Annotated in this window: 18 protein-coding genes; 12 read left to right on the top strand and 6 right to left on the bottom strand. The window is 44.0% G+C overall.

Annotation, left to right across the window (positions count from 1 at the left end; genetic code table 11):
- Positions 1-49: 49 nt before the first annotated feature.
- Positions 50-2551 carry a WG repeat-containing protein gene (locus H6F77_RS27480; RefSeq protein ID WP_199321463.1) on the bottom strand — a complete coding sequence of 834 codons (2502 nt, stop codon included), beginning with the start codon at positions 2549-2551 and terminating at the stop codon, positions 50-52.
- A 28-nt stretch (positions 2552-2579) separates the two neighbouring features.
- Between H6F77_RS27480 and menH the strand changes: the two genes are divergently transcribed.
- The 5 genes from menH (at position 2580) to H6F77_RS20775 (ending at position 9712) form a co-directional block, all read left to right on the top strand.
- Positions 2580-3368, top strand: coding sequence for a 2-succinyl-6-hydroxy-2,4-cyclohexadiene-1-carboxylate synthase (gene menH / locus H6F77_RS20795; RefSeq protein ID WP_190490753.1), 789 nt, complete (start codon positions 2580-2582; stop codon positions 3366-3368).
- A gap of 263 nt (positions 3369-3631) precedes the next feature.
- Entirely contained in the window at positions 3632-4759 is a 1128-nt protein-coding gene (locus H6F77_RS20790) for a hypothetical protein (protein ID WP_190490751.1), read from the top strand.
- Between the two features lie 224 nt (positions 4760-4983).
- Complete coding sequence (locus H6F77_RS20785) at positions 4984-5670, top strand: ROK family protein (RefSeq protein ID WP_199321462.1); 687 nt, start codon at positions 4984-4986, stop codon at positions 5668-5670.
- A 205-nt stretch (positions 5671-5875) separates the two neighbouring features.
- Positions 5876-8527, top strand: coding sequence for an MBL fold metallo-hydrolase (locus H6F77_RS20780; RefSeq protein ID WP_190490749.1), 2652 nt, complete (start codon positions 5876-5878; stop codon positions 8525-8527).
- 618 nt (positions 8528-9145) lie between these two features.
- Positions 9146-9712, top strand: a complete 567-nt coding sequence (locus H6F77_RS20775; RefSeq protein ID WP_242022369.1) for a SanA/YdcF family protein — start codon at positions 9146-9148, stop codon at positions 9710-9712.
- A 120-nt stretch (positions 9713-9832) separates the two neighbouring features.
- On the opposite strand, the gene H6F77_RS20770 is transcribed toward H6F77_RS20775, so the two are convergent.
- Positions 9833-11314, bottom strand: a complete 1482-nt coding sequence (locus H6F77_RS20770; protein WP_190490744.1) for a CIA30 family protein — start codon at positions 11312-11314, stop codon at positions 9833-9835.
- A 64-nt stretch (positions 11315-11378) separates the two neighbouring features.
- On the opposite strand from H6F77_RS20770, the gene H6F77_RS20765 reads away from it, so the two are divergent.
- From H6F77_RS20765 to H6F77_RS20755, 3 genes are all read left to right on the top strand, one after another.
- Entirely contained in the window at positions 11379-11924 is a 546-nt protein-coding gene (locus H6F77_RS20765; protein ID WP_190490742.1) for an HAD-IIIA family hydrolase, read from the top strand.
- Positions 11925-12279: 355 nt separating this feature from the next.
- On the top strand, positions 12280-13161 hold the full coding sequence (locus H6F77_RS20760) for an ion channel (RefSeq protein ID WP_190490739.1): 882 nt from the start codon (positions 12280-12282) through the stop codon (positions 13159-13161).
- 27 nt (positions 13162-13188) lie between these two features.
- Entirely contained in the window at positions 13189-13773 is a 585-nt protein-coding gene (locus H6F77_RS20755) for a hypothetical protein (protein WP_190490737.1), read from the top strand.
- Positions 13774-13818: 45 nt separating this feature from the next.
- On the opposite strand, the gene H6F77_RS20750 is transcribed toward H6F77_RS20755, so the two are convergent.
- Both H6F77_RS20750 and H6F77_RS20745 read right to left on the bottom strand, forming a co-directional pair.
- Positions 13819-14631: an Rpn family recombination-promoting nuclease/putative transposase gene (locus H6F77_RS20750; protein ID WP_190490736.1), complete on the bottom strand. Its 813-nt coding sequence runs from the start codon at positions 14629-14631 to the stop codon at positions 13819-13821.
- A 54-nt stretch (positions 14632-14685) separates the two neighbouring features.
- Entirely contained in the window at positions 14686-17748 is a 3063-nt protein-coding gene (locus tag H6F77_RS20745) for a DNA phosphorothioation-associated putative methyltransferase (protein WP_190490734.1), read from the bottom strand.
- Between the two features lie 27 nt (positions 17749-17775).
- Here H6F77_RS20745 and H6F77_RS20740 point away from each other — a divergent pair, with 27 nt between their 5' ends.
- From H6F77_RS20740 to H6F77_RS20730, 3 genes are read left to right on the top strand one after another with little or no spacing between them, the layout of a single operon-like run.
- The gene (locus tag H6F77_RS20740) at positions 17776-18768 is read left to right on the top strand and encodes a threo-3-hydroxy-L-aspartate ammonia-lyase (protein WP_190490732.1); all 993 of its coding nucleotides are present in this window, start codon (positions 17776-17778) and stop codon (positions 18766-18768) included.
- Between the two features lie 47 nt (positions 18769-18815).
- The gene (locus H6F77_RS20735) at positions 18816-19031 is read left to right on the top strand and encodes a type II toxin-antitoxin system HicB family antitoxin (protein ID WP_190490730.1); all 216 of its coding nucleotides are present in this window, start codon (positions 18816-18818) and stop codon (positions 19029-19031) included.
- A complete protein-coding gene (locus tag H6F77_RS20730; protein ID WP_190490728.1) occupies positions 19028-19252 on the top strand; it encodes a type II toxin-antitoxin system HicA family toxin in 225 nt (74 codons plus the stop codon). The genes H6F77_RS20735 and H6F77_RS20730 overlap by 4 nt, the downstream gene beginning before the upstream one ends.
- Before the next feature lie 334 nt (positions 19253-19586).
- On the opposite strand, the gene H6F77_RS20725 is transcribed toward H6F77_RS20730, so the two are convergent.
- A complete protein-coding gene (locus H6F77_RS20725; protein ID WP_190490726.1) occupies positions 19587-21119 on the bottom strand; it encodes an ABC transporter permease subunit in 1533 nt (510 codons plus the stop codon).
- 165 nt (positions 21120-21284) lie between these two features.
- Between H6F77_RS20725 and H6F77_RS20720 the strand changes: the two genes are divergently transcribed.
- Positions 21285-22055, top strand: a complete 771-nt coding sequence (locus H6F77_RS20720; protein ID WP_190490724.1) for an amino acid ABC transporter ATP-binding protein — start codon at positions 21285-21287, stop codon at positions 22053-22055.
- On the opposite strand, the gene H6F77_RS20715 is transcribed toward H6F77_RS20720, so the two are convergent.
- Complete coding sequence (locus tag H6F77_RS20715) at positions 22047-22946, bottom strand: alpha/beta fold hydrolase (RefSeq protein ID WP_190490721.1); 900 nt, start codon at positions 22944-22946, stop codon at positions 22047-22049. The two genes, H6F77_RS20720 and H6F77_RS20715, sit on opposite strands and share 9 nt — an antisense overlap.
- Positions 22947-23003 lie beyond the last annotated feature (57 nt).

Raw genomic sequence — 23003 nt, 5'->3', positions numbered from 1 at the left:
GCCTTTTAGAGTGTAGGCTTTTTACAAAAGTGAGATGTATTCAATATCATCACTCGATGGGATTCCGAATATAGCCCCACTTACCGCCTATCCTTACCCGCGCCTGTCCTTCGGTAAAGTTATCAGCCCCCTCAAATTGCGGCTGAATTGCGAATTTTCCAGTTTTGGAAATGTAGCCCCATTTTTTGCCGATTTTTACCCGCGCTAGATCTTCAGAAAAAGACCCAGCCCGGTCGAATTGGGCCTGTATTGCAAGTTTTCCAGTTTTGTCGATGTAGCCATATTTAGAAGCAATTCTGACTCGCGCCATTTCTTGATAAAAATAATCAAGCTCGTCAAATTGTGGCTGAATGACCAATTGACCTGTTTTATTGATGCAACCATATTTATTACCAATTTTTACTATAGCCAAATCTCCATAAAAATCATCAACTCCATCAAATTGTGGCTGAATTATAAATTGCCCCATCTTGTTAATGTAACCCCATTTCTCACCGCTTCTTACCCGCGCTATTCCTGCTTGAAAAGGTTCGGCATAATCAAATTGTGGCTGGAGCATTTTGAAATTATCACTCGCTGGCGGTTCCAATTGCGCTAAATCTCCCAGCGCCTCCCCATTAGCGGGAGAGGGGGGCAGTTCTGCATTCAAGGGAAGTATAGATAACTTGCCAGTCTTGTCTATATAGCCCCACTTTTCGCCAACTTTTATACGTGCAATTCCTTCTTTAAATGAATCGGCGTAATCAAATTGTGGCTGGATTGTAAGTCTACCCGTTTTGTCTATATAGCCTAATTTTTCGCCAACCCATACCCGCGCCATTCCTTCAAAAAAATCATCAGCGCCATCAAATTGCGGTTGAATTATAAGCTTTCCAGTATTATCGATGTAGCCATACTTTTCCCGGATTAATACCCGTGCTAGCCCTTCAGATAAGTCATCAACTAAATCAAATTGTAGCTGGATAACAAATTTACCTGTTTTGTCTATATAACCCCACTTGTCAGCAACTTCTACCGCCAACAGCCCTTCAGAGAAAGAAGAACCAGTTGCATCAAATTGTGGCTGAATTAGGAAATTTCCTCTATAGTCGATATAACCATATTTGTTAGCCGTCCTTACCCACGCAAGCCCTTCAGTAAAGGAATCAGCCCCCATAAATTGCGCGTTAATCGTGAGTTTTCCATTCTTGTTAATGTAACCTGACTTACTGTTAATTTCTACTTGTGCTAGTCCTTCATAAAAGTTGTCAAGTCGAGTAAATAGCGGCAAAATTGTAAAGTCTACAGTGAAATAGTTGTTTTCTGCTAAAGCGTCAACTACTGCCGCGAAATATTCTTGAGAATCTCTACCTTTATACGCCTGACGCACTTGTTGCCAGCCTTCGTGCCCTTCATCTAGTAAGTATCTGTCTGCTAAATAAGCTGCTAAAATAGACTTTGTTTGTTGCTGGCGACGCTGACGGTTTAGATACTCTTGCCATAGTAGCTCGGCATGGGCGCGAATTTGCTCTTTGTACAAGCGCGTCGCATCAATAAAGGTTCCCTGTTGGTATCTCCAAATAGCCAGAGGTAAGGCAGAATCAAGAGGATTTTGAGAAAATCGATCGTAAGCGCGATCGCCGCTAACAAATTCCAAAACACCTTCTTTATCTATATCCTCAAGTCGATAGCTGACAGTCGCCCATTTATGCTCGATATAAGCATACTGGTTTTGTTGCGGTTGATAGTAATAAATTAAGGAAACAAAGCCTTTATCAAAGCCATCCACCAACACTTCTGGTTCTCCATCTTTGTCTAAATCCACACAAAAAACACCAGCAGATTTAAGCGCCAAATTAGGTAGAAAATTATCTTGCAATGTTTGCCCGTTGCGAGTGATTTTTAGACGCGGTTTGTTAGGTTGCTCTTTAGTGTAATAAACTTCAGCGACAACAGAACCAGACTGCGATCGCTTACCTCTTGAAATCGGCGTTCCGGCAACATATTGCGGAACAGCAGAAACTTGCCAAGTTTGCGTTATCGCTTGACAAATGAACGCCGCTAACTCTCCTCGCGTGGCGTTTTGATTTGGCTTTAGCTGTCTGACATCGGGATAATTGACGATGAGTTGGCGTTGGATTGCAGCAGCGATCGCGCCCTTAGCATAGCCAGGAATTTGTGCCGCATCGTCAAAGTATTGCTGCAAAGTTTCATCAGCATTTGCCGTCGTCGCGTACTTCAAACCCGATGCTAAAGCTACTATTGCTTGCACTCGCGGAATCTGCTGATTTGGTTTAAAGGTACGATCGGGATACCCGGACACAAAACCCGCCCGGTATACTGCTTGAATCGCCTTGTACGCCCAGTGGTTGGCGGGAACATCGCTAAAAGTAATGGCATCGCGCACCGACGGCGCCTCGGGGAACACCTTATATAAAAGCGCGGCAAATTCAGCCCTTGTTACCGATGTGTCTGGACGAAAGGTATTATCTGGGTAGCCACTAATTAGCTTTCTTTCAGCTAGTTGGGAGATACACGCTTGCGCCCAATGTTTTTGAGTGTCAGAAAACATGCTCTTACTCTGTTATTAAGGATAGTAGATGAGTATTAAATTTAACTATTCTTTAAGCGGTAGTCGAGATCGGCAAATAATTTTATTCTTGCATGGATTTTTAGGCGATCGCGCTGACTTTGCTCAAGTTATATCATTATTATCTGAACAATTTTATTGTCTTGCAGTTGACCTTCCCGGACATGGAAAAACCAGGGTTGTAGGTGGCGATGAATCTTATACTATGCCCAACACTGCCCGTGCCTTAGTTGATTTGCTAGATAGTTTAAACATTGAACGATGTTTTTTAGTTGGTTATTCGATGGGCGGACGATTGGCTTTGTATCTAGCCCTAAATTTTCCCGAACGTTTCCCTAAAATTGTGCTTGAATCGGCTTCCCCCGGCTTGAAAACCCAACAGGAACGCGATGCACGAATTCAACACGATTTTAAACTAGCAAGTCAACTAGAAACAAGCGATTTATCATCATTTTTAGCCAATTGGTATAATCAACCACTTTTCGCTTCTCTAAAGAAGCATCCAGAATTTAACCGCATAATAGAGTCTAAATTACAAAACAATCCATTTGAGTTGGCTAGAGCGCTCCGCAATCTTAGCACGGGTTGTCAGCCTTGTCTGTGGGATAAGTTGAAGCAGAATGGGAATCCTCTACTTTTGCTAGCTGGTGAATATGATAATAAATTTATATCAATTAATACCGAAATGGCTAGCCTTTGCGAAGCTGCACGCTTAGAGATAATTAGTAGTTGCGGTCATAATATCCACTTTGAAGATGTAAATGCTTTTGTTAAGCAAATTAGACAATTTTTTAGTTAATTTCTTGCCAATTTGACCTCGTTCCCTGGCTCGCCTGGGAACTGTTTTCGGTGAGGATATGTCTCCCCCTCTTCAAGTTGACACTCGTTTGAGGCAGAGCCTCAAACGTAGCATTCCCAGGTTCTACCTGGGAACGAGAAAACGAGAAATCCGCCTCTTGTAGAGACGCCGATTTATCGCATCTCTTCCAACCAGCAAATTTCTCCGGATAATCGATCGTGTCTCAGGAAAAGTATAATTTAATCTCTACTAAATTCGCTGCTATGAACGCATTTATACAACCTCCAACCCAATCTTCGGATAAGCTGCGACAGTTCTTCGATGGATATGCTGCTCAACTACTCAACTTGCAGCAACAGCAAGTAGACGAAGCTTTAAAGCGGAGACAAGTCGCCCCCCAAGAAAGTACCCGGCTCGAAGAAATTTACAAAATATCCTTAAAATTAGGTAAGGATATACCCTTAGATAAAATTAAACATAAAATTCTCCAACAACTTGACGCCGCTGCTGATTTTATCCGCGATTTTCATATAGGCGTTTTAGGGCAGAAAACAGCTTATTTCCAATTGCACGAAATTGAAATATACATTGATTATAAAATTAAGTCGCTGTTTAGATTTTCTTCAGGTAAGCTTCTAATTCACATTCCTTATTCCGCATGGTGGTTCGACTTTTATACTCTCACAAGCCAGGAAATTGCAATTCGCTGGGAGAATGGCGATCAACTGCACAAACTTTCTCCTATACATAGATATTGGTGGTTGCTTAATCCAATTGGTGAATTTCGAGCCAGCCTTAGATCCATGTTAAAGCAAGCTGGGCAAAACCAAATTTTAAAGATTGATAACCTCTTAGATAAATTTGGATTAAATAGGTTGGGAAGTAAATATAACAGTGCGGAAGAGGGGCGTTTCAAAGATGAAGCGATCGCATTACTCACAGATACCGCTTCCTCAGATAAACTGGGACGCGATTTGACTCTAATTCTGAAAAATCAGTCAGAGTCAATGTTATTGCAGTTGTTATCAAAATACAAACATAACTTGATTGACCCCAGGCACAGAGAAGCAATGGTTGAAGTAGGAGCCTTAACTATGCAAGAGGCTCAACAGCAGGAAGATTCTCACGTTAATATCAAGATGTTTGGAATGGTAAACGTGGGCAATTACCATCGCATTGATGTCGCGATTAATCTTAATTCTGGCGATTTGAAGAAATACGTGCAACCAATTACTAGACAAATAGATATCAACGTTGTACTGTGGGGAATGGTAAATGTCTACACGATTGATGACGTTACCGTAAAGCCTTCCGTGCATTGGTCGTTGGCTGTTGATTGGGAAACTGCGGCTCTAGAAAAGTCCCTCAAAGAATTGCACCTGCTACAATAAGCATAAGTTGTGGCATGAATTTACCAGAAAAACTCGTTTATTATAAAACAAAGGCTTTATAAACTGTCTTGTTTTGTCCGCCATATTAATAACATTTTTGAATGTAACAACAGATATAGAATGTTACGATTCGGTAATTTAAAGTGGAGTAGGGCGAGCAGTGCTTTACCCTCATTCATGGAAGCGATCGCGCAAATACCATAATAGTTAAAGGAGAGAAATCTATGCACACCTTAGCCGTTGACATTGGCGGTAGTGGCGTCAAGGTGATGGTCTTGGACGAAGCTGGTAAGCCGTTGACCGAAAGAAGCCGCGTAGAGACACCGCAACCAGCATTACCAGAGCCAGTGATTGGCGCGATCGCCTCCTTAGCCGCCGGAACGGGAGAGTTTGACCGCGTATCGGTTGGGTTTCCTGGCGTAGTGACTAATGGCGTCATAAAAACCGCAGTAAATTTAACTCCAGAATGGGTAGACTTCGATCTGGCGACCGCACTATCTGAAAAATTGGGTAAGCCTGTGCGAGTTATCAACGATGCAGATATGCAAGGCTTGGGAGCAATTTCAGGTAAGGGTGTTGAGTTAACAATTACTTTGGGAACAGGCTTTGGTTCCGGTTTGTTTGTGGATGGCAAACTCGTGCCAAATTTGGAAGCCGGACACCATCCATTTCGCAAAGGGGAAACCTATGAAGAACAACTCGGACGCGCCGCCTTGGACAAAATAGGCCAAAAAAGATGGAACAGCCGTTTAGGAAAAGCGATCGCGCAACTTCAAAAACTGTTTAACTGCGAGTATCTTTACATCGGCGGTGGCAATACCAAAAAGGTGACAATAGACCTACCACCTAATGTTAAAATCGTGCCCAACGTCAGTGGCTTATTAGGTGGAATTGCCTTGTGGCGAGATTAGCATCTTGTCATTACCAAGATTGTATAAACGCAGATAATTACAGAGAAATATCGCTATTATCTGCGCCTTGATAATCCTAAACTTTCAAGCTTTACTAATTACCCACGTAGAAAAAACCACAATAGAAATTTTTTGATAGGCTAAAAACACACCTCTCCTCCTTCACAGGCAAATAGTCTGTGCCATAAGGCAAAAAACTTTCAGCATGAACCCCGATCGCACAACAGCAACCGCGTCTATTGAATTTGATCCAGCAACGGCTTTTGAGTTCACTGTCACCGGACTCATTGAAAAAGACAGCGAAGCGCTGTATCTTGTGTGCCGGGATGAAACGCGCTTGCGGATTTCTAAACTCGCCGAACAATATCCCACAGGACAAGTAGGGCTGTGGTATCTCATCCCCAATACTGACTCTACAGGGCAAATAGCGACGGTAAATGTCGTTAATTGCAACTCAAATCCCGCCGATAGGGAAGTTGAGGATAAATGTAATTTTGTGGGAAGAGTTGTGCAACTAGGCAAGCGCAACACCAGCGCTATGTTTAAAATAAATAGATTGGGCGAGAAACCTCTCAAAATTACCCTTCTAAGTCCAGGAATTAGCGCAAAAGTAGGAGATTTGGTATCAGTTACAGCAATTAGACTAGGAGATACGTTGCAAATTCAGCGTATTTCTAAGGTGGAGGAAATTGATAAAAATAAATCGAATATTGATGTAGGAAATTTGCCCGCAACGTCTCTAAAAAATGACGCGATCGCGGGCGCTGCTGCAAAGCACGACGCCGAACAAAAAATACTGCCAAATCCTGTTGCACCAAAGCTAATAGCGCAGCAGGCACTAACCGCAGAAACGGGCTATGATGACTGGGAACTCTCACAGCCAGAAAAGCGTTGGTACGGTTGGGAATGGGAAGCTTTACGCCGATCCACTGGCGATCGCGCTAGAGTTCAAATAGGATGGCAAGCTCGACAAGCTACTGTATATAAATATCCAATTGCATCGCTTACTACAGAAGATTTGGAATTGCAAGAAACTGACGATTCAGACAATAATGCAACATCCCAAATTCAAAACACAAGATTAATAGTTAAACCGTTGGGAGCCGCTAGAGGAATCGGCGCTTCTTGCTTTCAAATTTTAATCGGCCCTTATGAAATAGTATTGGATTGCGGTACTCGTCCCAAAGGCTACGATCCTTTACCAGCACTCGACCACCTAAACCGTCCTAATCTGTTGCTGATCTCTCACGCTCACCAAGATCATTTAGGCGCAGTTCCAGTATTTCACAGTCGTTATCCCCACGTGCGGATGATTTGTACTCCGGGGACTAGGGAAATTGCTCACGTCATGTTGCAAGACTGTTTGAAAGTGCAGCAACGCAACGAAGATTCGCCGGAATTGTTTGATGAAGATGATTTGTCCAGCACCTTGTTTCGCTTGGAAACACAACCAGTGGGAAAGGACTTTGAACCGCTTCCCGGTTTACAAGTTAGATTTATTAATGCTGGTCATATTGTTGGTGCGGCGTGCATATATTTAAGATATGGAGAGCGATCGCTCCTCTATACTGGCGACTACAACACCGCTTCCTCGCGCACTACTGAAGGATTGCGACTGGCAGATCTTCCAGAAGCCGATATGTTGATTACCGAGTCTACCTATGGTTCGGATACGCATCCAGCGCGGAAGAATCAAGAAACAGCATTGATGAACGCGATCGCCGAAGTTATTGGCAAAGGCGGTAACGTTTTAATTCCAGCTTTTGCACTCGGTCGCGCTCAAGAAATCTTACTCGCAATTCGCACTAGCGCCATCTTCCACAAATTAAAAATTCCCGTATTTGTCGATGGCTTAGTTAGAGCAGTTACAGATGTATTTTCCGATAATTTAGAACTGTTACCTAGCAGCGTCCGCAACTTTGTCCAACAAAGCGATCGCGAACCATTCTTTGATGAAAAATCCACAACACCAGTCACCCCCATAGGCTCACCCAGAGAACGCCCTCTGGCGATGGCAAAACCCAGCGTAATTATCGCCAGTTCCGGAATGCTCACCGGAGGGCCATCTGTATATTATGCTAGTGCGTTGCTAGGACGAGAAAACGCCGCCATCTTCATTTCTGGCTATACAGATGAAGAAAGTCCCGGTAGATTGCTGCAAAATCTCAAAACTGGCGACACTGTTGAATTAGATGGCAAAGAGATAAGTGTCCGCGCTCAAGTACGGCGATTTAATCTTAGCGCTCATGCAGATAAAGTTGGTTTAACACAAGTCATTCATCGAGTTAATCCCAAACACCTGATATTAATTCACGGCTCAACAGACGCCTTGCACGAACTGGCGCGTTCGGGTGACTTGCAAAAGAAATACTACGTCCACATCCCCTCGGTTGGGGAGGCAATTGACTTCGGGAATGTGCCAGAACACATTAGCAAAACAAGAGTTGCCGAAATTTCTCTGCCTGCTGAGTTCGAGGTGGGTATAGAAGCTGAAGTAGAGGGAGCATGGTTGAGAATTCCGGCTGAGGTGGTGGAATCAGATCCGCGATGGGAGTTATTGGCTAGCAACGGCATACTCAGAGCCAAGTGGGACGGATTTCATCTCAAGCTGAGTCCCTTCTCGCAAAAGTATATAGCGATAGAAGAGGCGATCGCTTCCGGTGCAGATTGTTGCGCCGCCTGCGAGTATTTTGTTTACGGCAAGTGTCAAGGCGAAGAAAGTCCGTTGTACGAGCTAAAAGTAGATCCGCACGGATTGTGTCCGGAATTTGAGCGCAAAGAAATTTATGCCAACACGCAAAAAATTAGCGAATTAATTTCAGACTTTCCGGATGAGGATATATATCTGCTGGAATAAAAGGATTAGTAGATGCACCCTGGAACGCCTCCCGCCAACAAGCTGGGGGGCTTTTTGTTTTTTAATTAAATCTTTTCCGGATAAGGATATATATCTGCTGGAATAAAAGGATTAGTAGATGCACCCTGGAACGCCTCCCGCCAACAAGCTGGGGGGCTTTTTGTTTTTTAATTAAATCTTTTCCGGATGAGGATATGTATCTGCTGGAATAAAAGGATTAGTAGATGCACCCTGGAACGCCTCCCGCCAACAAGCTGGGGGGCTTTTTGTTTTTTAATTAAATATTCTCCGGATGAGGATATGTATCTGCTGGAATAAAAGGATTAGTAGATGCACCCTGGAACGCCTCCCGCCAACAAGCTGGGGGGCTTTTTTTTTACCGCAGATGAACGCCGCGAGGAGCAGATGAGTCTAATAATTATCTGCGTTTATCTGCGGTTAATATCTGACATTAATCCGTAGGGTGGACGCTTGCCAGCGTAGTTAACTACAACATAATTATTACCAAGGGAGGATAGTGAATTGCTCGTGAGGAGATGGATTTTATCTAACTGGCGTATCACTTTGCTATTGCTGCTGTTGGGGACTGCGCTAACGCCACTGGCGGCCAATTACTATATGAGTGCAGCGACTTCGCGCGATCGCTATACTAACCCGGAAAATGTCCCAACTGAGCGCGTTGCTATTGTCTTTGGCGCGGGGATATTGCCAGACGGTAGACCTACACCAATGTTAGCCGACCGCGTGCAAGGAGCAGTCGATTTATACAACCAAGGTCGCGTCAGTAAACTTTTGATGACTGGCGACAACAGCCGCATCGACTATAACGAAGTTGCTGTGATGCAAAAGTATGCGAGCGATCGCGGCGTTCCTGTTCAAGATATTACCCTCGACTACGCTGGTTTCAGCACCTACGAAAGTTGCTATCGCGCTAAAGAAATTTTTGGCGTAGGTCAAGCGGTTTTAATTACCCAGAAATTTCATTTGCCACGCGCTGTTTATACTTGCAATCAGTTAGGTGTAAACTCAGTTGGCTTGGGTACACCCGATTGGGAGTGGTATGGAGAAGAGGTGATGCGAAAATATACAATGCGCGAAATGCTAGCAACTGTAAAAGCGCTGTGGGAGGTTAAAATTGCCCGTCCCAAACCAACTTTTTTAGGGCCATTTGAGGGTATTTTGTAATCTTTATTTTCTCGTTCCCAGGTAGAACCTGGGAACGCAGATCTAGAGGCTCCGCCTCTTTTTTGACTGGAGGCGGGAACCTCCAGAAGGCATTCCCAGGTTCTACCTGGGAACGAGATATTAGGCGCGATCGCGTTGCAAACCTAGCAACAAATTCTCCAAATCTGCACCAGCACCGTCGCCTTCTTTCACCTCAAAAGTTAAATTACAAGCCTTGGGTTGTTCCAACACTTGCACGCACAACTCGGCAATATCTTCCCTACTTACTTTTCCTCGTATATTATCACCTTGCTCGAATATTAACGCCTTCCCGCCAGCTTCCTCAGTCAGCGCACAAGGTCTAATAATCGTGTAATGCAGTCCACTTTCGCGCACAGCATCCTCACCCCGCAACTTCCAAGTTAAAATTCCCCCCAATTGGTCGTTCATTCTTACTGCTGGCGGTTCTTCTTCTAAATTAATTCCAGGACGACCGGGACGAGTTACACCCGCAGAACTTATAGTTACAAACTGCGGTAAACTTGCACCGCCATAAGCCTTAATCGATTCTATTTGCAAAGCGAACCCACCAGGCGAAAAATGCGGATTCAAGCCACCGTCGTATTCAAATTTACTCAACATAAACTGAAACGAGCGAATTTGGCTGGTATTTATAGGTTCGCCATCTTGCAAAGTTTTGGCGCGGAATACGGGTATTAAATCAGCGAACGGAACGTGAACATTAATCCAGGTGTTTGGCTGAGTATCGAAGGAATAAGAGTAAGCAACTCCATCCCATTGCGTTTGGGTGCGGATAAAGAATTTGTATCGCTTTCCGTCTCCTCTGACGCGCAATTCCACACCTTCATAACCAGTTAAATTAATAGGAGTGTCAAAGTTTTTTGTGCGAATTGAAGCAAAGCCGCCTGAGTTTTGGATTGATACGTTCCCAGCAAATAGCGCAGTTTCTTCCACCAATTGAATGCCACTTTGACTCACTCCACCCATGACTACATCATCGACAGCACCCCAAGTTTCTTTGATGTCAGTAGATGGGTTAGTAAAATCAAATACAACCTTCTCATCAGCTTTGCTTAGATATTTGGCGGCAGCTTGTACGAGATTTTTAATGCCTTGATATTCCACTACCTCTGGAACGTCCACAACTTCAGGCATATAAAATTTGATACCTTGATAATATTTAGCCCGGTCTGCTGTATCTCCCTCGACAGGCTGTACTCGCGTACCCGTGCAGCATACAACGGCTGAGACATCTTTAAATACTTGCTCGGTAAGAGTCTCTGGGATGGTAATATCACCTTCGACTAATTCAGTATTTTCACCCAGCATTTCTTTTGCTCTCTGGGAATCTCGGACGAGAGATCGCACCTTGTAACCGCCCTCTACAAGTCGCCGCACGACGCGCTTACCGACTCCGCCTGTCGCACCCGCTACCAGTATCGTTCCCACTTTTTTATCTCCTAATGGTCTATGTTTATTATCCTTGGCGCGACCTTGGAATAACCTCTGCAAACAGTTGAAAAAGGGGATAACCTCGAAATAGGCAAGGGTTTGGATAAATCTGCCGAAATCCCATTGAGTGCGATTGTTTTGATTGGTCATCCTAATTTCTCAACTACATCTAACTTTTCGCTACTATCTTTTTGATAGCAGATAGAATTGGACAATGGAGCAAGAAACTCAAGAAACTACCGGATCTGTCAACTTACTAATATTGGATTTGGATGGTACTGTGAGGGCACCCCTCTCAGGGAATAAATTTATCCAGCGTCCCCACGATCAAAAGATGATAGAAGGTGCTGAGGGGGCGATCGCATACTTTGCAGCTAATGGCTGGAAAATTGTCGGCGTGACGAATCAAGCTGGTGTCGCTAGTGGCAAAAAGTCTCTGCAAAGTTGCATAAAAGAACAGCAATACACTCTCGACTTAGTTCCAGAAATGGAAGAAATTTACTTTTGCCCTGATTTTGAAGGAGGGAAGTGCTTCTGCGTAACTAGCAATGAAGTTAATAATTACAGCAACCATCAAGAGTCGGGAAAGTTCCGCAAGCCTAATGCAGGAATGCTGAAATTAGCGATAGAAATACACAAGCCAGATAAGGTTTTAATGATTGGCGATCGCCCTGAAGATAGGCAAGCCGCTTCCGCAGCAGGCGCCAAATTTCAGCACGCAGAAAACTGGCGGCAAACTTATGGCGATACTGATTTTTGACCTAGTGGCGCAACCCAAAGGTTTGTTTAGAGCCATATCATCTCTGAAGTTTTATTACAAAATCGCCGGGGTGAGGGGTATCACCCCTCATTAGGCTATAGTAAGAGTAGTAGATGCACCCTGATGATCGACGCCTCAACAAATGTTGGGCGTTTTTTATTTTCGGCTCCTCCAGAAGTAACGGTGGAGTTTTTGCATATTTGGGCACGCAAGTATTGGAATTTTAGACGCTCGTCTGTGTCGCCGCGTTGACAAAAGGGTTGGGGCGATACGTGCTAACCTACCGTAAGGTTTTGCAGATTGCGATCGCTCGCCTTATGGGTAATCGTCAGTAAACTTACTTTGTAGCGGGGCTATGGCCAAAAGGCATCGTCACAAATCACAGACGCGCCTTGTGCGGCGGAATGCGGTGGTTACTATCGTGCGAAAAGGGCGATCGCACTATTGGGGCGACCTGTACCATTTGCTACTCACCCTTCCCTGGCCTGGGCTGTTGGCACTGATCGTTCTATTGTATGTCAGCAGCAACGCCATATTTGCGCTCCTCTATCTCGCAGGAGGGGATTGCATCCAGAATGCCCGCCCCGGCTCGTTTTGGGACGCCTTCTTCTTCAGCGTCCAGACTCTCGCCACTATCGGCTACGGTGCCATGTATCCGCGCACATTCTACGCCAACATAGTGGTGACGATAGAAGCGCTGGGAGGTCTGCTGGGGGTGGCTATGGTGACGGGGCTGGCTTTTGCGCGGTTCTCGCGACCGACGGCGAGAGTGCTTTTTAGCAAAGTGGCGGTGATACCTCCCTACGATGGCGTACCGACCTTAATGTTCCGGACAGCCAACCAGCGTGGTAACCAGATTGTAGAAGCGCAAATGCGGGTGACTCTGGTTCGCAATGAAGTGACTCAAGAGGGAGAATTCATGCGGCGACTCCACGATCTCACGCTGGTTCGCAGTCAGACATCGATTTTTGAGGAGACGTGGACGGTAATGCATCGCATTGACGATAGAAGCCCGCTTTATGGAGCCACACCAGCTTCTTTGGCCGAGTCGGAAGCCGTCATCGTTGTAGCGCTGACAGGACTCGACAAAACTGTGTCGCAGACAATCCACGCCCGTCACAGCTTTTTTGCACAGGAAATCCTATTTAATATGCGTTTCGTGGATATTTTCTCTAAGACGCCTGACGGCGATCGCTGCATCGACTATACCCGCTTCCACGATGTCACGCCAGTCTAGTTAATTTTAAATTTTGGATTAAAGGTGATGACGAGCCAACAAGTACAACTAGGAAAATACCTCACGCTTGAGGAGTTTTGTACCTGTAGCAAAACTTATAATAAGTATGCTGGCCAAATTAATCCCTTTCCCCAAAATCTAGAAGATACGATTCTAGCAATTCAAGATTTAAATCAATTTATTTTAAATGCGATAGTTGAATATTTCGGCCTTGATAAGTTTAAGCTAACTTATGGATTTTGTTCTAAGGATTTAAAGAAATATTTAGACAAGAAAGATCCGGAGACGGGCAATAAAAATGGCCGCGTTGCGCCTGAACTGGATCAGCATATGGCGCATGAAATGAATAAAAATGGTAATTATTACTGCAAGAGACTAGGCGCAGCCTGCGATTTTATTATTATCGGGGAAGACAGCGATCGCGTAGTCGATTGGATATTAGCAGAAAAATTACCATTTGATTCGATATATTATTATGGTGCAGATAGGCCAATCCATATCAGTTATGGCCCCCAACATAAGAGAGATATAAGGACATTTACAGCGACGGGACAACCGACCCAAAAAGGGATACAACATTGGGTGGAATTAGCAGAGCGATCGCGGCTGTAAATAACTTTGTCACCAAATAACCTGCCAATTTCGGCACAAATCTTATTACCCATTAGACTGTTGTGCTGCTTGCTGAACTGTTTCCAAGGGCAAGTCTAACACCTGGGCGATCGCCTCCAAACTCAAGCCAACCTGTATCATGCGCGGTATGGCTTCCACCTTTGCTTTCATTTCACCTCTTTCCTCACCTATGCGCTCACCTTCTTCTAAAGCTTCTTGATAAACTTTCGTTTGTTTTAACTCGCTTAAACCCAACATAGCTTCAATCTCCTCGCGTGTTTTTTGTGGTAACTTGTAGACGATAATTGTCTCAATTAAGTCGATAATGTCGCGCTTGACAGCTTCATCGCTCAATTGTTGCTTCGCTTGCTCGATCAAACGCTTTGCCAGTTCCGTCGCTGTGTCCTGCGCCTCAACTACAAGTTTAACAACTCCAACCCCAAGAGAGTTCTCTGCTAGTTCTCCTAACTCATCCAAGTAAATTCGCGTGACTCGATTTAGAGCTAAAATTTCGCCAAACTGAAAACTCTGTTCTCTTTCTACACTGCGCCTGGGATAAATTACCACAACCCGCCAAGCATGGGGTGGTTTGTATTGGCTCAAGTAGAGGAAAAGTTCGCCAAATAAGCGGTAGTACAATTCTTCCTCTGGCTGAAATTGCACTTCCAGAACATAGAAAGGTAGGCTCGGATCGCCAGTAGTCGGTAAGAATAAACCATCCATGCGGAAGGCAAGTTGTTTGACTTCGCGGGAGGTGAATTCATAAGCGATCGCTTCTTCTGGAGAACGCCCAATTAGTTCAAAGAAGATGCTGGGGAATTCCTGAAAAATGCTATAGAAAATTGTATCTGTTTTCACTTATTTTTTGCTTTCTTGTTGCTGCACCGCTGCCCTAATTTGAGGCGATCGCTGCTAAATATTTTCTCCTTCTGCCACCTCTAAGCTTGACTTTGCTGCTGCCTCTTCAGAGCATAATTCATCATTTATCATAATGACATCTGCGTTATTTTTTATTTCTCCAACTGCGGCTTGAGATTGCTTTTCCCTCTTTTTCCGTGCCGCACGGGCAGATTTTAATAACTTAATGCGATAGGGATCTGCATCTTTACGCCAACGGAGATTATAACCATATAATTCTGCACAATGTTCTTGCAAACATCGTTGCCAACCCTTCAAAGTTGAAATCGCACGTTCATCATCAAGAAGTCCCCATTCTTCTTCATAGCGAGTCAGTTTCACCAACTTATCATAATTATGATAGTCGGGAGTAACTACTGTTTCCTTGCGGTGTAAAATTGGTGGGTCATCGGAGGTATCATAATCTCGATAAGTGACACGCAAATTACCCAAATTAATTTGCATACTCGTATGCAAAACTGGATGCGGATTAATGTCAAAATCGGGATAAAACAAATAGGATATTTTTGGTCGGTCAGTGTGGAACTTAATCAGCGTTGCTTCATCCAATCTGCCTATCGCACGGCTAGCGCAACCTTCGTAAAGGCGCAGCAGAGGGTGGAGAGAAGAAAGGTCTGAAACATGGATGTAAAAACCGTTATAGCGCTGACTACCTATTAAACTTTCCGCGCAGCATTGGGTAATAATATTATAGTCGCGCAGGCTAAATAGCATATCCTCCGCCGCTTCGCAGGCTTGGGTGTAGCTGCTGCATAAAGCTTTAATATCATGTTGGACAACTGGCGCTAATTCGCTGAATTTGGGACGACTATCAAATTGAGTAAGGGCGATATAGACTAGCAAATCTTGACGGCGTTGTAGGGCTATCGCATCCCATTCTTGTTGGTCTGTAGCCTGTAAAATTCCCTTAAATGCACGTTTAATATTGCCGAATTCTTCGGTTATTTGAGCTTCTTCAGAAATTTCGCCTTTGACGGGCAATCTACCGCGTTCAGTCACAAATTCCATCAGCGGTGCAAGTAGTTCTTGATAATCTTCAAAGCGCTTAATTTGAGTGTGAACTTTCGGCATCTTCGTGCGCGAACGAAACCGAGAAGCGCGATAAGCCTGCGCTTGAGATTCATCCCGAAACACAAAATAAATTCCCAGTGCAACTGGAACCGCATCGACATTCAGAACTTGGTCAATATAAGTTTTAAGTTCTTCCTGTTCGTAGTATTTCTGGAAAGTATTGCGTTTGGTGATAATTCCATCGCCGTAAGCTACTTGTCCAGTTTCTCGGTGATCTATCAATACAAGCGAAGCAACAATTAAGACTTTTTTGCTAAGTTCCCACGCTTTTAGCAAAGCTTCTCGACGTTCATCTTTGCATTCAATAACATTAATTATGTAGCCAAGATTAACGATATCAGCAGAGTTGTGGGGATTATCTGGGAAATAATAGGGGTCCCACCCAGCACTAATATAACCTTGTTCTGTCATGCGGGCTACATCGCCGCCGTGTCCGCAGCCATAGTCAAAGAAAGTTGTATCTTTAGTAAATAAGTTAGCTTCCAAAGCTAAACGTAGCGGGCGAGAAATGCTTTTGCGAACGATTGCAGCGCGGTGACGCTCTATTTTAGGTATGGGAGATTGATGAATAGTTCCAGAACGCGATCGCGCTACAACGCGATGATCTTCTATTTCTACACCGCGCTCTTTTAAACATTTTTGCCAACCCCTTTTAGTCCCAATATCGCGCGTGCGATCTAAAAGTCCCCATGCTTCTTCTTCTCGCGTCAATCTGGCGAATTCTTGATAGTTGGGATAGTCGGGAGTTACGAAAGTTTCCTTGCGATGAAGTACCGGGGGATTGTCGCTACTACTGTAATTGCGGTGACAATAAATGCCGCTTTTGGTGTCAATCCATATGCTAGCTTGTAAAGCTGGATGCGGGTCAATATCGAATTCTGGGTAAAATAAGTAAGAGATTCTAGGCTGATCAATACTTATTTTTATCAGCGTTGCACCATCTATGCGCCCAAAGTTTCGACTTGCATTTGCTTCATAGAGTCTCAGCAAAGAATCGAGTTCGGAAATAGCTGATACGTGAATGTAAAGCGCAGTTGGTAGCAGTTTGCCCAGCTGCGTTTTTTGGCAATAATTAGCGATGATATTGGGTTCGGTGAGATTGGCAGATAACTCGTTGGCGGCTTCGCAGGCTTGCTGGTAGCTACCAAATAAAGCTTGAATATCTTTGTTGATTTCCGGCGCTACGGGAGACGAAATATCTGTACCCCTATAAGCTAAATAAATGAGAATATCAGAACGGCGTTTTTGGGCGATCGCATCCCAATATCCTTGATTTGTCGCCTGTAAAATTACTTCAAAAGCTTGAGCGATACTACCGAATTCTTTTATAATTTCTGTTTCTGATGGTAACTCGCCTTCAACTGGTAAACGTCCGTGCTGAGTCACGAAAGCGATTAGAGGTGCAAGCAGTTCTGGGAGATTATAATGAAGTTTTGGTGCAGGTGTTTTAGATATAAAGCAGGAAAATAAGAAGTTTTCAGCAGCGGTTTGGTAGCGAAAAATAAAGTAAATACCCAAAGATACTGCAATCGCTTCAACATTGAGAACTTGCTCAATATAAGTTTTCAGCTCTTCCTGCTCGTAATACTTTGGAGAGTAGTTTAAATTGCTAGTAAAACCAGGTTCGTAGGGTATTTTGTTGTCACCCGCGTCAGTAATTAAAATGGGAGCAGTAACTATCAATATTTCGCGAGTTATTTGCCAAGCTTCGCGCAAAATTCCCTGGCGTTGCTCCGGACATTCAATAAAATTAATTACATAGCCGAGATTGACAATATCAGCGCTAGGGAGAGAACCTGGATAGGGATAAACATCGCAACCAGTCGAGGCGTAGCCTAAATTCGCGATCGCTTTAACATCGCCACCCTGTCCGCCGCCGTAGTCAAAGAAAGTTGTATCTTTACTAAAGAGTCCAGCTTCTAGCGCTAGACGCACCGGAGAAGAGAGATCGTTGCGGATAATAGCTGAAATTGTAGGTTCTGCCATTAGCCTAACTCGCAAAGTGATATTGTTATGACGCCAGATTACAACATATTTTCTGCAAAAAACACAGTAAGTTATACAGATTTGCAAGCTGCGGCGCTGCGTTTGTCAGGTACAGCTAACCGCACTCCGGTTCTCACCTCAAGAAGTGTCAATCAGCGCACCAACAGTCAAGTTTTTTTTAAGTGCGAGAATTTCCAGCGCACGGGTTCGTTTAAGTTTCGCGGAGCTTACAATGCATTAGCGCAACTGTCTGATGAGCAGAAGCAATGCGGCGTAATAACTTATTCATCGGGGAATCACGCACAAGCGATCGCTCTTTCTGGACAACTGCTAAACATTCCCACCACGATTGTAATGCCTGATGATGCCCCAAGTGTTAAACAAGCTGCTACGAGGGGCTATGGTGCTGAGGTAATTTTATATAATCGCCTTGAAACAAATAGAGAAGAATTTGCTAATAATATAGCAAGCGATCGCTATCTTACTCTAATTCCACCTTACGATCATCCTCATGTTGTGGCGGGACAAGGTACAGCCGCAAAAGAGCTAATTGAAGAAGTCGGAGCGTTAGATTTACTGCTAGTTTGCTGTGGCGGAGGCGGGTTGCTATCGGGAAGCGCGATCGCAGCTAAAGCACTTTCACCTAACTGCAAAGTTATTGGAGTGGAACCACAACTCGCGGATGATGCAACCCGCTCGTTCCACACCAAAACTCTGCAAACCGTCCGCAATCCTAACACAATTGCAGATGGCGCTCGTACTCCGTATTTGGGAAAAATTACCTTTCCCTTAGTCTTGCATTATGTTGATGACATGGTGACGGTATCGGAAGACGCAATTTTACGCACGATGTTTTATTTGTGGGAACGTCTAAAAATTGTTGTCGAACCCACAGGCGCACTAGCAGCAGCAGCTCTTTTGGAAGGAATTATTAGCGTTTCAGATGCTAATATTGGCGTTATTATTAGCGGTGGCAACGTTGATATTAAAGAAGTTGGAAAGTTATTTGAGCGCCTATAGATTATACCGGAATATGTTGCTAGATTATATAATAATTGAGGCTGAAGATGAGCAGACAATTCAATGTAATTATCGAGCGCGATCGCGAAGGCTACTTTGTTGCTTCTGTGCCTAGCCTGCGTGGATGTCATACGCAAGCTAAGTCCCTAGACGAACTGATGGAGCGCATTCGAGAAGCCATCGAACTCTGCGTAGAATTCGAGGAAGAGCAAGCAGAGTCACTCGAATTTGTTGGTGTTCAAAGAATTTCCGTTGAGTTATGAGCCAACTGCCTAGTATAACGGGAGGCGAAGTAATTGCCGCGCTTGCTAGAGCAGGTTTTGCCGTTGCCAGAGTTCGTGGCAGTCACCACATTTTAATACATAGCGACGGGCGTCGAACGGTTGTCCCTGTACATTCAGGTGAAACAATTGGTAGTGGCTTGTTGGCACAAATTCTGCGCGATTGCGAACTGACACGGGATGAGTTCAGGACACTTTTGTGAAATAGAAGCGATCGCACCTTGCCTTCTTGCAGCTAGATTACGCAAAATGTAGGGTGGGCATTGCCCACCATAAACCAGTCAGCCATCAGCTATTAGCTATCACCTAGAAATCGTAATTTTTATCCAGCAATTTTCTGGCTAACCATTCAATTCTTGGATTGGACGCAGCACATTATTTTCATATATAGCTTCACCCAAATGTATGGTGTGCAATGCCCACGTGGAAGCCGTCAACCATCATCGTTAAAGAAGTGGGAAAGTTGCCTACTACGAATTTTCAGGCGAAAGCATAGTACCTCTAACACAAGTTTAAATTAGAGAAAATTTAAACTTACTACTTTGAATCTATTTCTAAATCAGCTTCACGAGACTTATTAACCGGGTTCATCCAACGCTCTAACCAACTAAAAATTCGTGAGGATAATACTGTTAACACCAGGTAAATTAAGGCAACAGCGGCGTATATTTCAAAAGCGCGATAGTTGTTTGCCACAATAAGTCTACCCTGTTGAAATAATTCTTCAAATCCAATTACGGCTACCAAGCTGGTGTCTTTAAGAAGAGTGATAAATTCATTGCCCAAAGGTGGCAGCATCCGCCGCAAAGCTTGAGGAAATATAACATAGCGCATTGTTTCCACTGTTCCCAAACCTAACGATTGCGCTGCTTCCGCTTGTCCTGTTTCAATAGACTGAATACCAGCGCGGACAATTTCCGCAATATAGGCGGCGCTATTAAGACTCAACGCTATCACCGAAGCAGCCAGACGCCCTAAATTAAAGTTGATGCCAAAACCTTGCATTAACGCTGGTAAGCCAAAGTAAATCATAAAAATTTGTACCAGCAATGGCGTCCCCCGGAAGAAGTCTATATATGCCCTAGTTGCCCATCGCAATAGCGGTATGCGTGAAAGGCGGGCAATGCCAATTAGGGAACCACCAATCATTCCCAAAATTACTGAAAATGCTGTTAAATATAGCGTTACTAGCACTCCCTGCAACAAGTTAGGCATTGCCTTGAAAATGATGCTGCTGGTAGAGTTAACCGAGCTATTTGATTTGGCAAAATTTACTGTTTCTGGCAGTTGTGGGGCTTTGGCATTAAACCACTTTTGGTAAAGTCGATCGTAAGTGCCATCGCTGAGAATAACCGTCAGCCCCTTATTGATAGCATCTAGACTTGGAGAGTTTTTAGGAGTGGGGATGCCATAGTATTCTTCTGTAAGTAATTGGTCGATTATTTTGATTTTATCAAGATTATTTTGCTTAATTGCATAGAGAGTGACGGCGGCATCATTGAGGGCAGCATCTACATTGCCATTGAGCAATTCCTGAAGAACGAGGGGCGCAGCATCGAAGGTACGAATTTTTGCACCAGGTATTTTTGCAGCCTCAGCCGCACCTGTCGTACCTATTTGTACAGCTATACTTTTGTTTTCGAGACTAGCTAAAGAAGTGATATTTTTGTTATTAGCTGGAATAGCGATCGCTAACCCAGATTTAAAATAAGGACGGGAAAAATCTACTACTTTCTGACGTTCCGCGGTAATAGTCATAGCAGCGATCGCAGCATCTACTGTCTTAGCTTGCAAAGCTGGAATCATTCCATCAAACTGCATAGTCTGAAATTTGAGATCGAAATCGGCAGCTTTAGCGATCGCTTTAAACAAATCAACATCAAATCCGTCTAGTTCGCCATTTTTTCCTAATAACTCAAACGGCGGGAAAGTAGGTTCTATAGCAACATTCAGCGTGGTTTTTGCTTTCGTGGGGCTGGTAGGGAAAACGGATAGGCACAAAATCAGCAGACTACTCAAGCAAAACATCAGGCTGCGGCGTAGCCTACGAGACGGAATTAATCTGTGCATATGCGTTACCTGCGAGTGCAATTTTCACCAACACCGAAGAGCTAATTGCATAAATTTTACAACTCAACGTGCAGTTTCTTGAAGTTAATTGCTGTAATAATAACTATAAATGACATAATTGTAGCTAAAATAATCGAAGTAATTACAAAAATAGTGGACTGAATTATGCATGATTCCACCCCAGCTATCTCTTTTGAGGGCATTGAAAAAAGCTTTGGTTCTTTAAAAGTATTACAAGGAATTAGCGGCGAAATCAACCGGGGGGAAGTTGTTGCGGTAATTGGTTCCTCTGGTTGTGGTAAGAGTACGCTGTTGCGCTGCTTCAACCGTTTAGAGACGATTAGCAAAGGGCGTTTGGTAGTTAATGGTATAGATTTGTCGCGCCCAAATCTCAACCAGAAGCAATTGCGTCAACTGCGATCGCAAGTTGGGATGGTTTTTCAGCAGTTCAATCTTTTCCCTCATTTGAGCGTGCTAGAAAATTTGATGCTGGCTCCCCGTCAAGTATTAGGTAAATCAAAAAATGAAAGTGAAGAACAAGCAAGATTTTATCTAGAAAAAGTCGGGTTGTCTCAGAAAGCGCTTGCTTATCCAGAACAACTATCCGGAGGACAAAAACAACGAGTAGCGATCGCTCGCAGTTTGTGCATGAATCCTCAAGTAATGTTATTTGATGAACCCACAAGCGCACTCGATCCAGAATTAGTCGGAGAAGTGCTGCGCGTGATGCAGCAACTAGCTCAAGAAGGTATGACGATGGTGGTAGTAACCCACGAGATGCAATTTGCCCGTGAAGTCGCGCATCGAGTGTTATTTATGGATAAAGGCTGTGTTGCAGAAGCAGGAAGAGCGCGAGAAGTTTTAACTGAACCAAAGAGCGATCGCCTGCGTGCTTTTTTAAGTCGGATGAACGTTGCAGAAAGTTTGTCAACTTAAGCTTAAATAACGCTGCAAAAGCCCAATAAACACCTCTGGTATTTCCAAATGCGGCAACACTCCAGCCCCTTCTATCGGCTGAAACGCCCGAATTGATTGCGGATTCATAGCCGCTAACCGCCGCCCCAAATTAACCCCCGTAAATTGCGCCTGTTCGCCCCAAAATATAACAGCAGGCACGGTTAATTGCGGAATATAAAGAGACAAATCAAAATAAAGATCCCCCCGCAAAAATGCTAGGGCGGAATACTCTGCATTTGGTTGTTGTGCTGATGCTAAATAAGCCTGCACCATCTCTTCAGAAACTCGCTCTGGTTTGGCAAATAAAAATCGCTCCAAGAAGTTTCTCACCGATACTTCAGTAGTCGCCCCAAGAGTATAAATCAGCTTGTCTAAAATCGGCGTATTAATTACTTGCAGCGGCAATCTACGCCCTGCATCTTGTCCGAAGTCGGCAAATCCTGATGGACAGACTAGATACAGCGACTTGAATAATTCTGGCTTTTGAATTGCTAAACGTATAGTTATAGCAGCCGTCAAAGAAGATGCTACAACCGTTACTGGAGAGTCAGCGACTTGTTCAATAAACTCTGCCAGGGTCGTGAGATAGTCTGCAATTTGATATTCTTTAACTGGATGTTCTGACTTTCCCCAGCCAATCAAATCGGGAGCTATAATTTGATAATTTGTAGCAAAAGCTGGATAAACTTTAGACCATTCGTAAGCAGAAGCACCACCGCCAAAATTATGCAAAAAAATTAACGGTGACAGCTTTTCATCTGAAGTATCCAAGTGCAACCAAGGTTCAAATACTTGAGTGTAGTAAAGCATTGAACCCAGCGAGGTTTCGATAAACCGCTGTCCAAAGCCAGGAGGTTGAAACTGAAGCATAGTTTATGGTGACTAATTTTAAACTGATATCTTGCTCCCGCCAGATATGGTAACACT

The organism is Microcoleus sp. FACHB-831, from assembly GCF_014695585.1.
Lineage (GTDB): Bacteria > Cyanobacteriota > Cyanobacteriia > Cyanobacteriales > FACHB-T130 > FACHB-831.
This window is presented reverse-complemented; position numbering and strand designations above follow the sequence as displayed.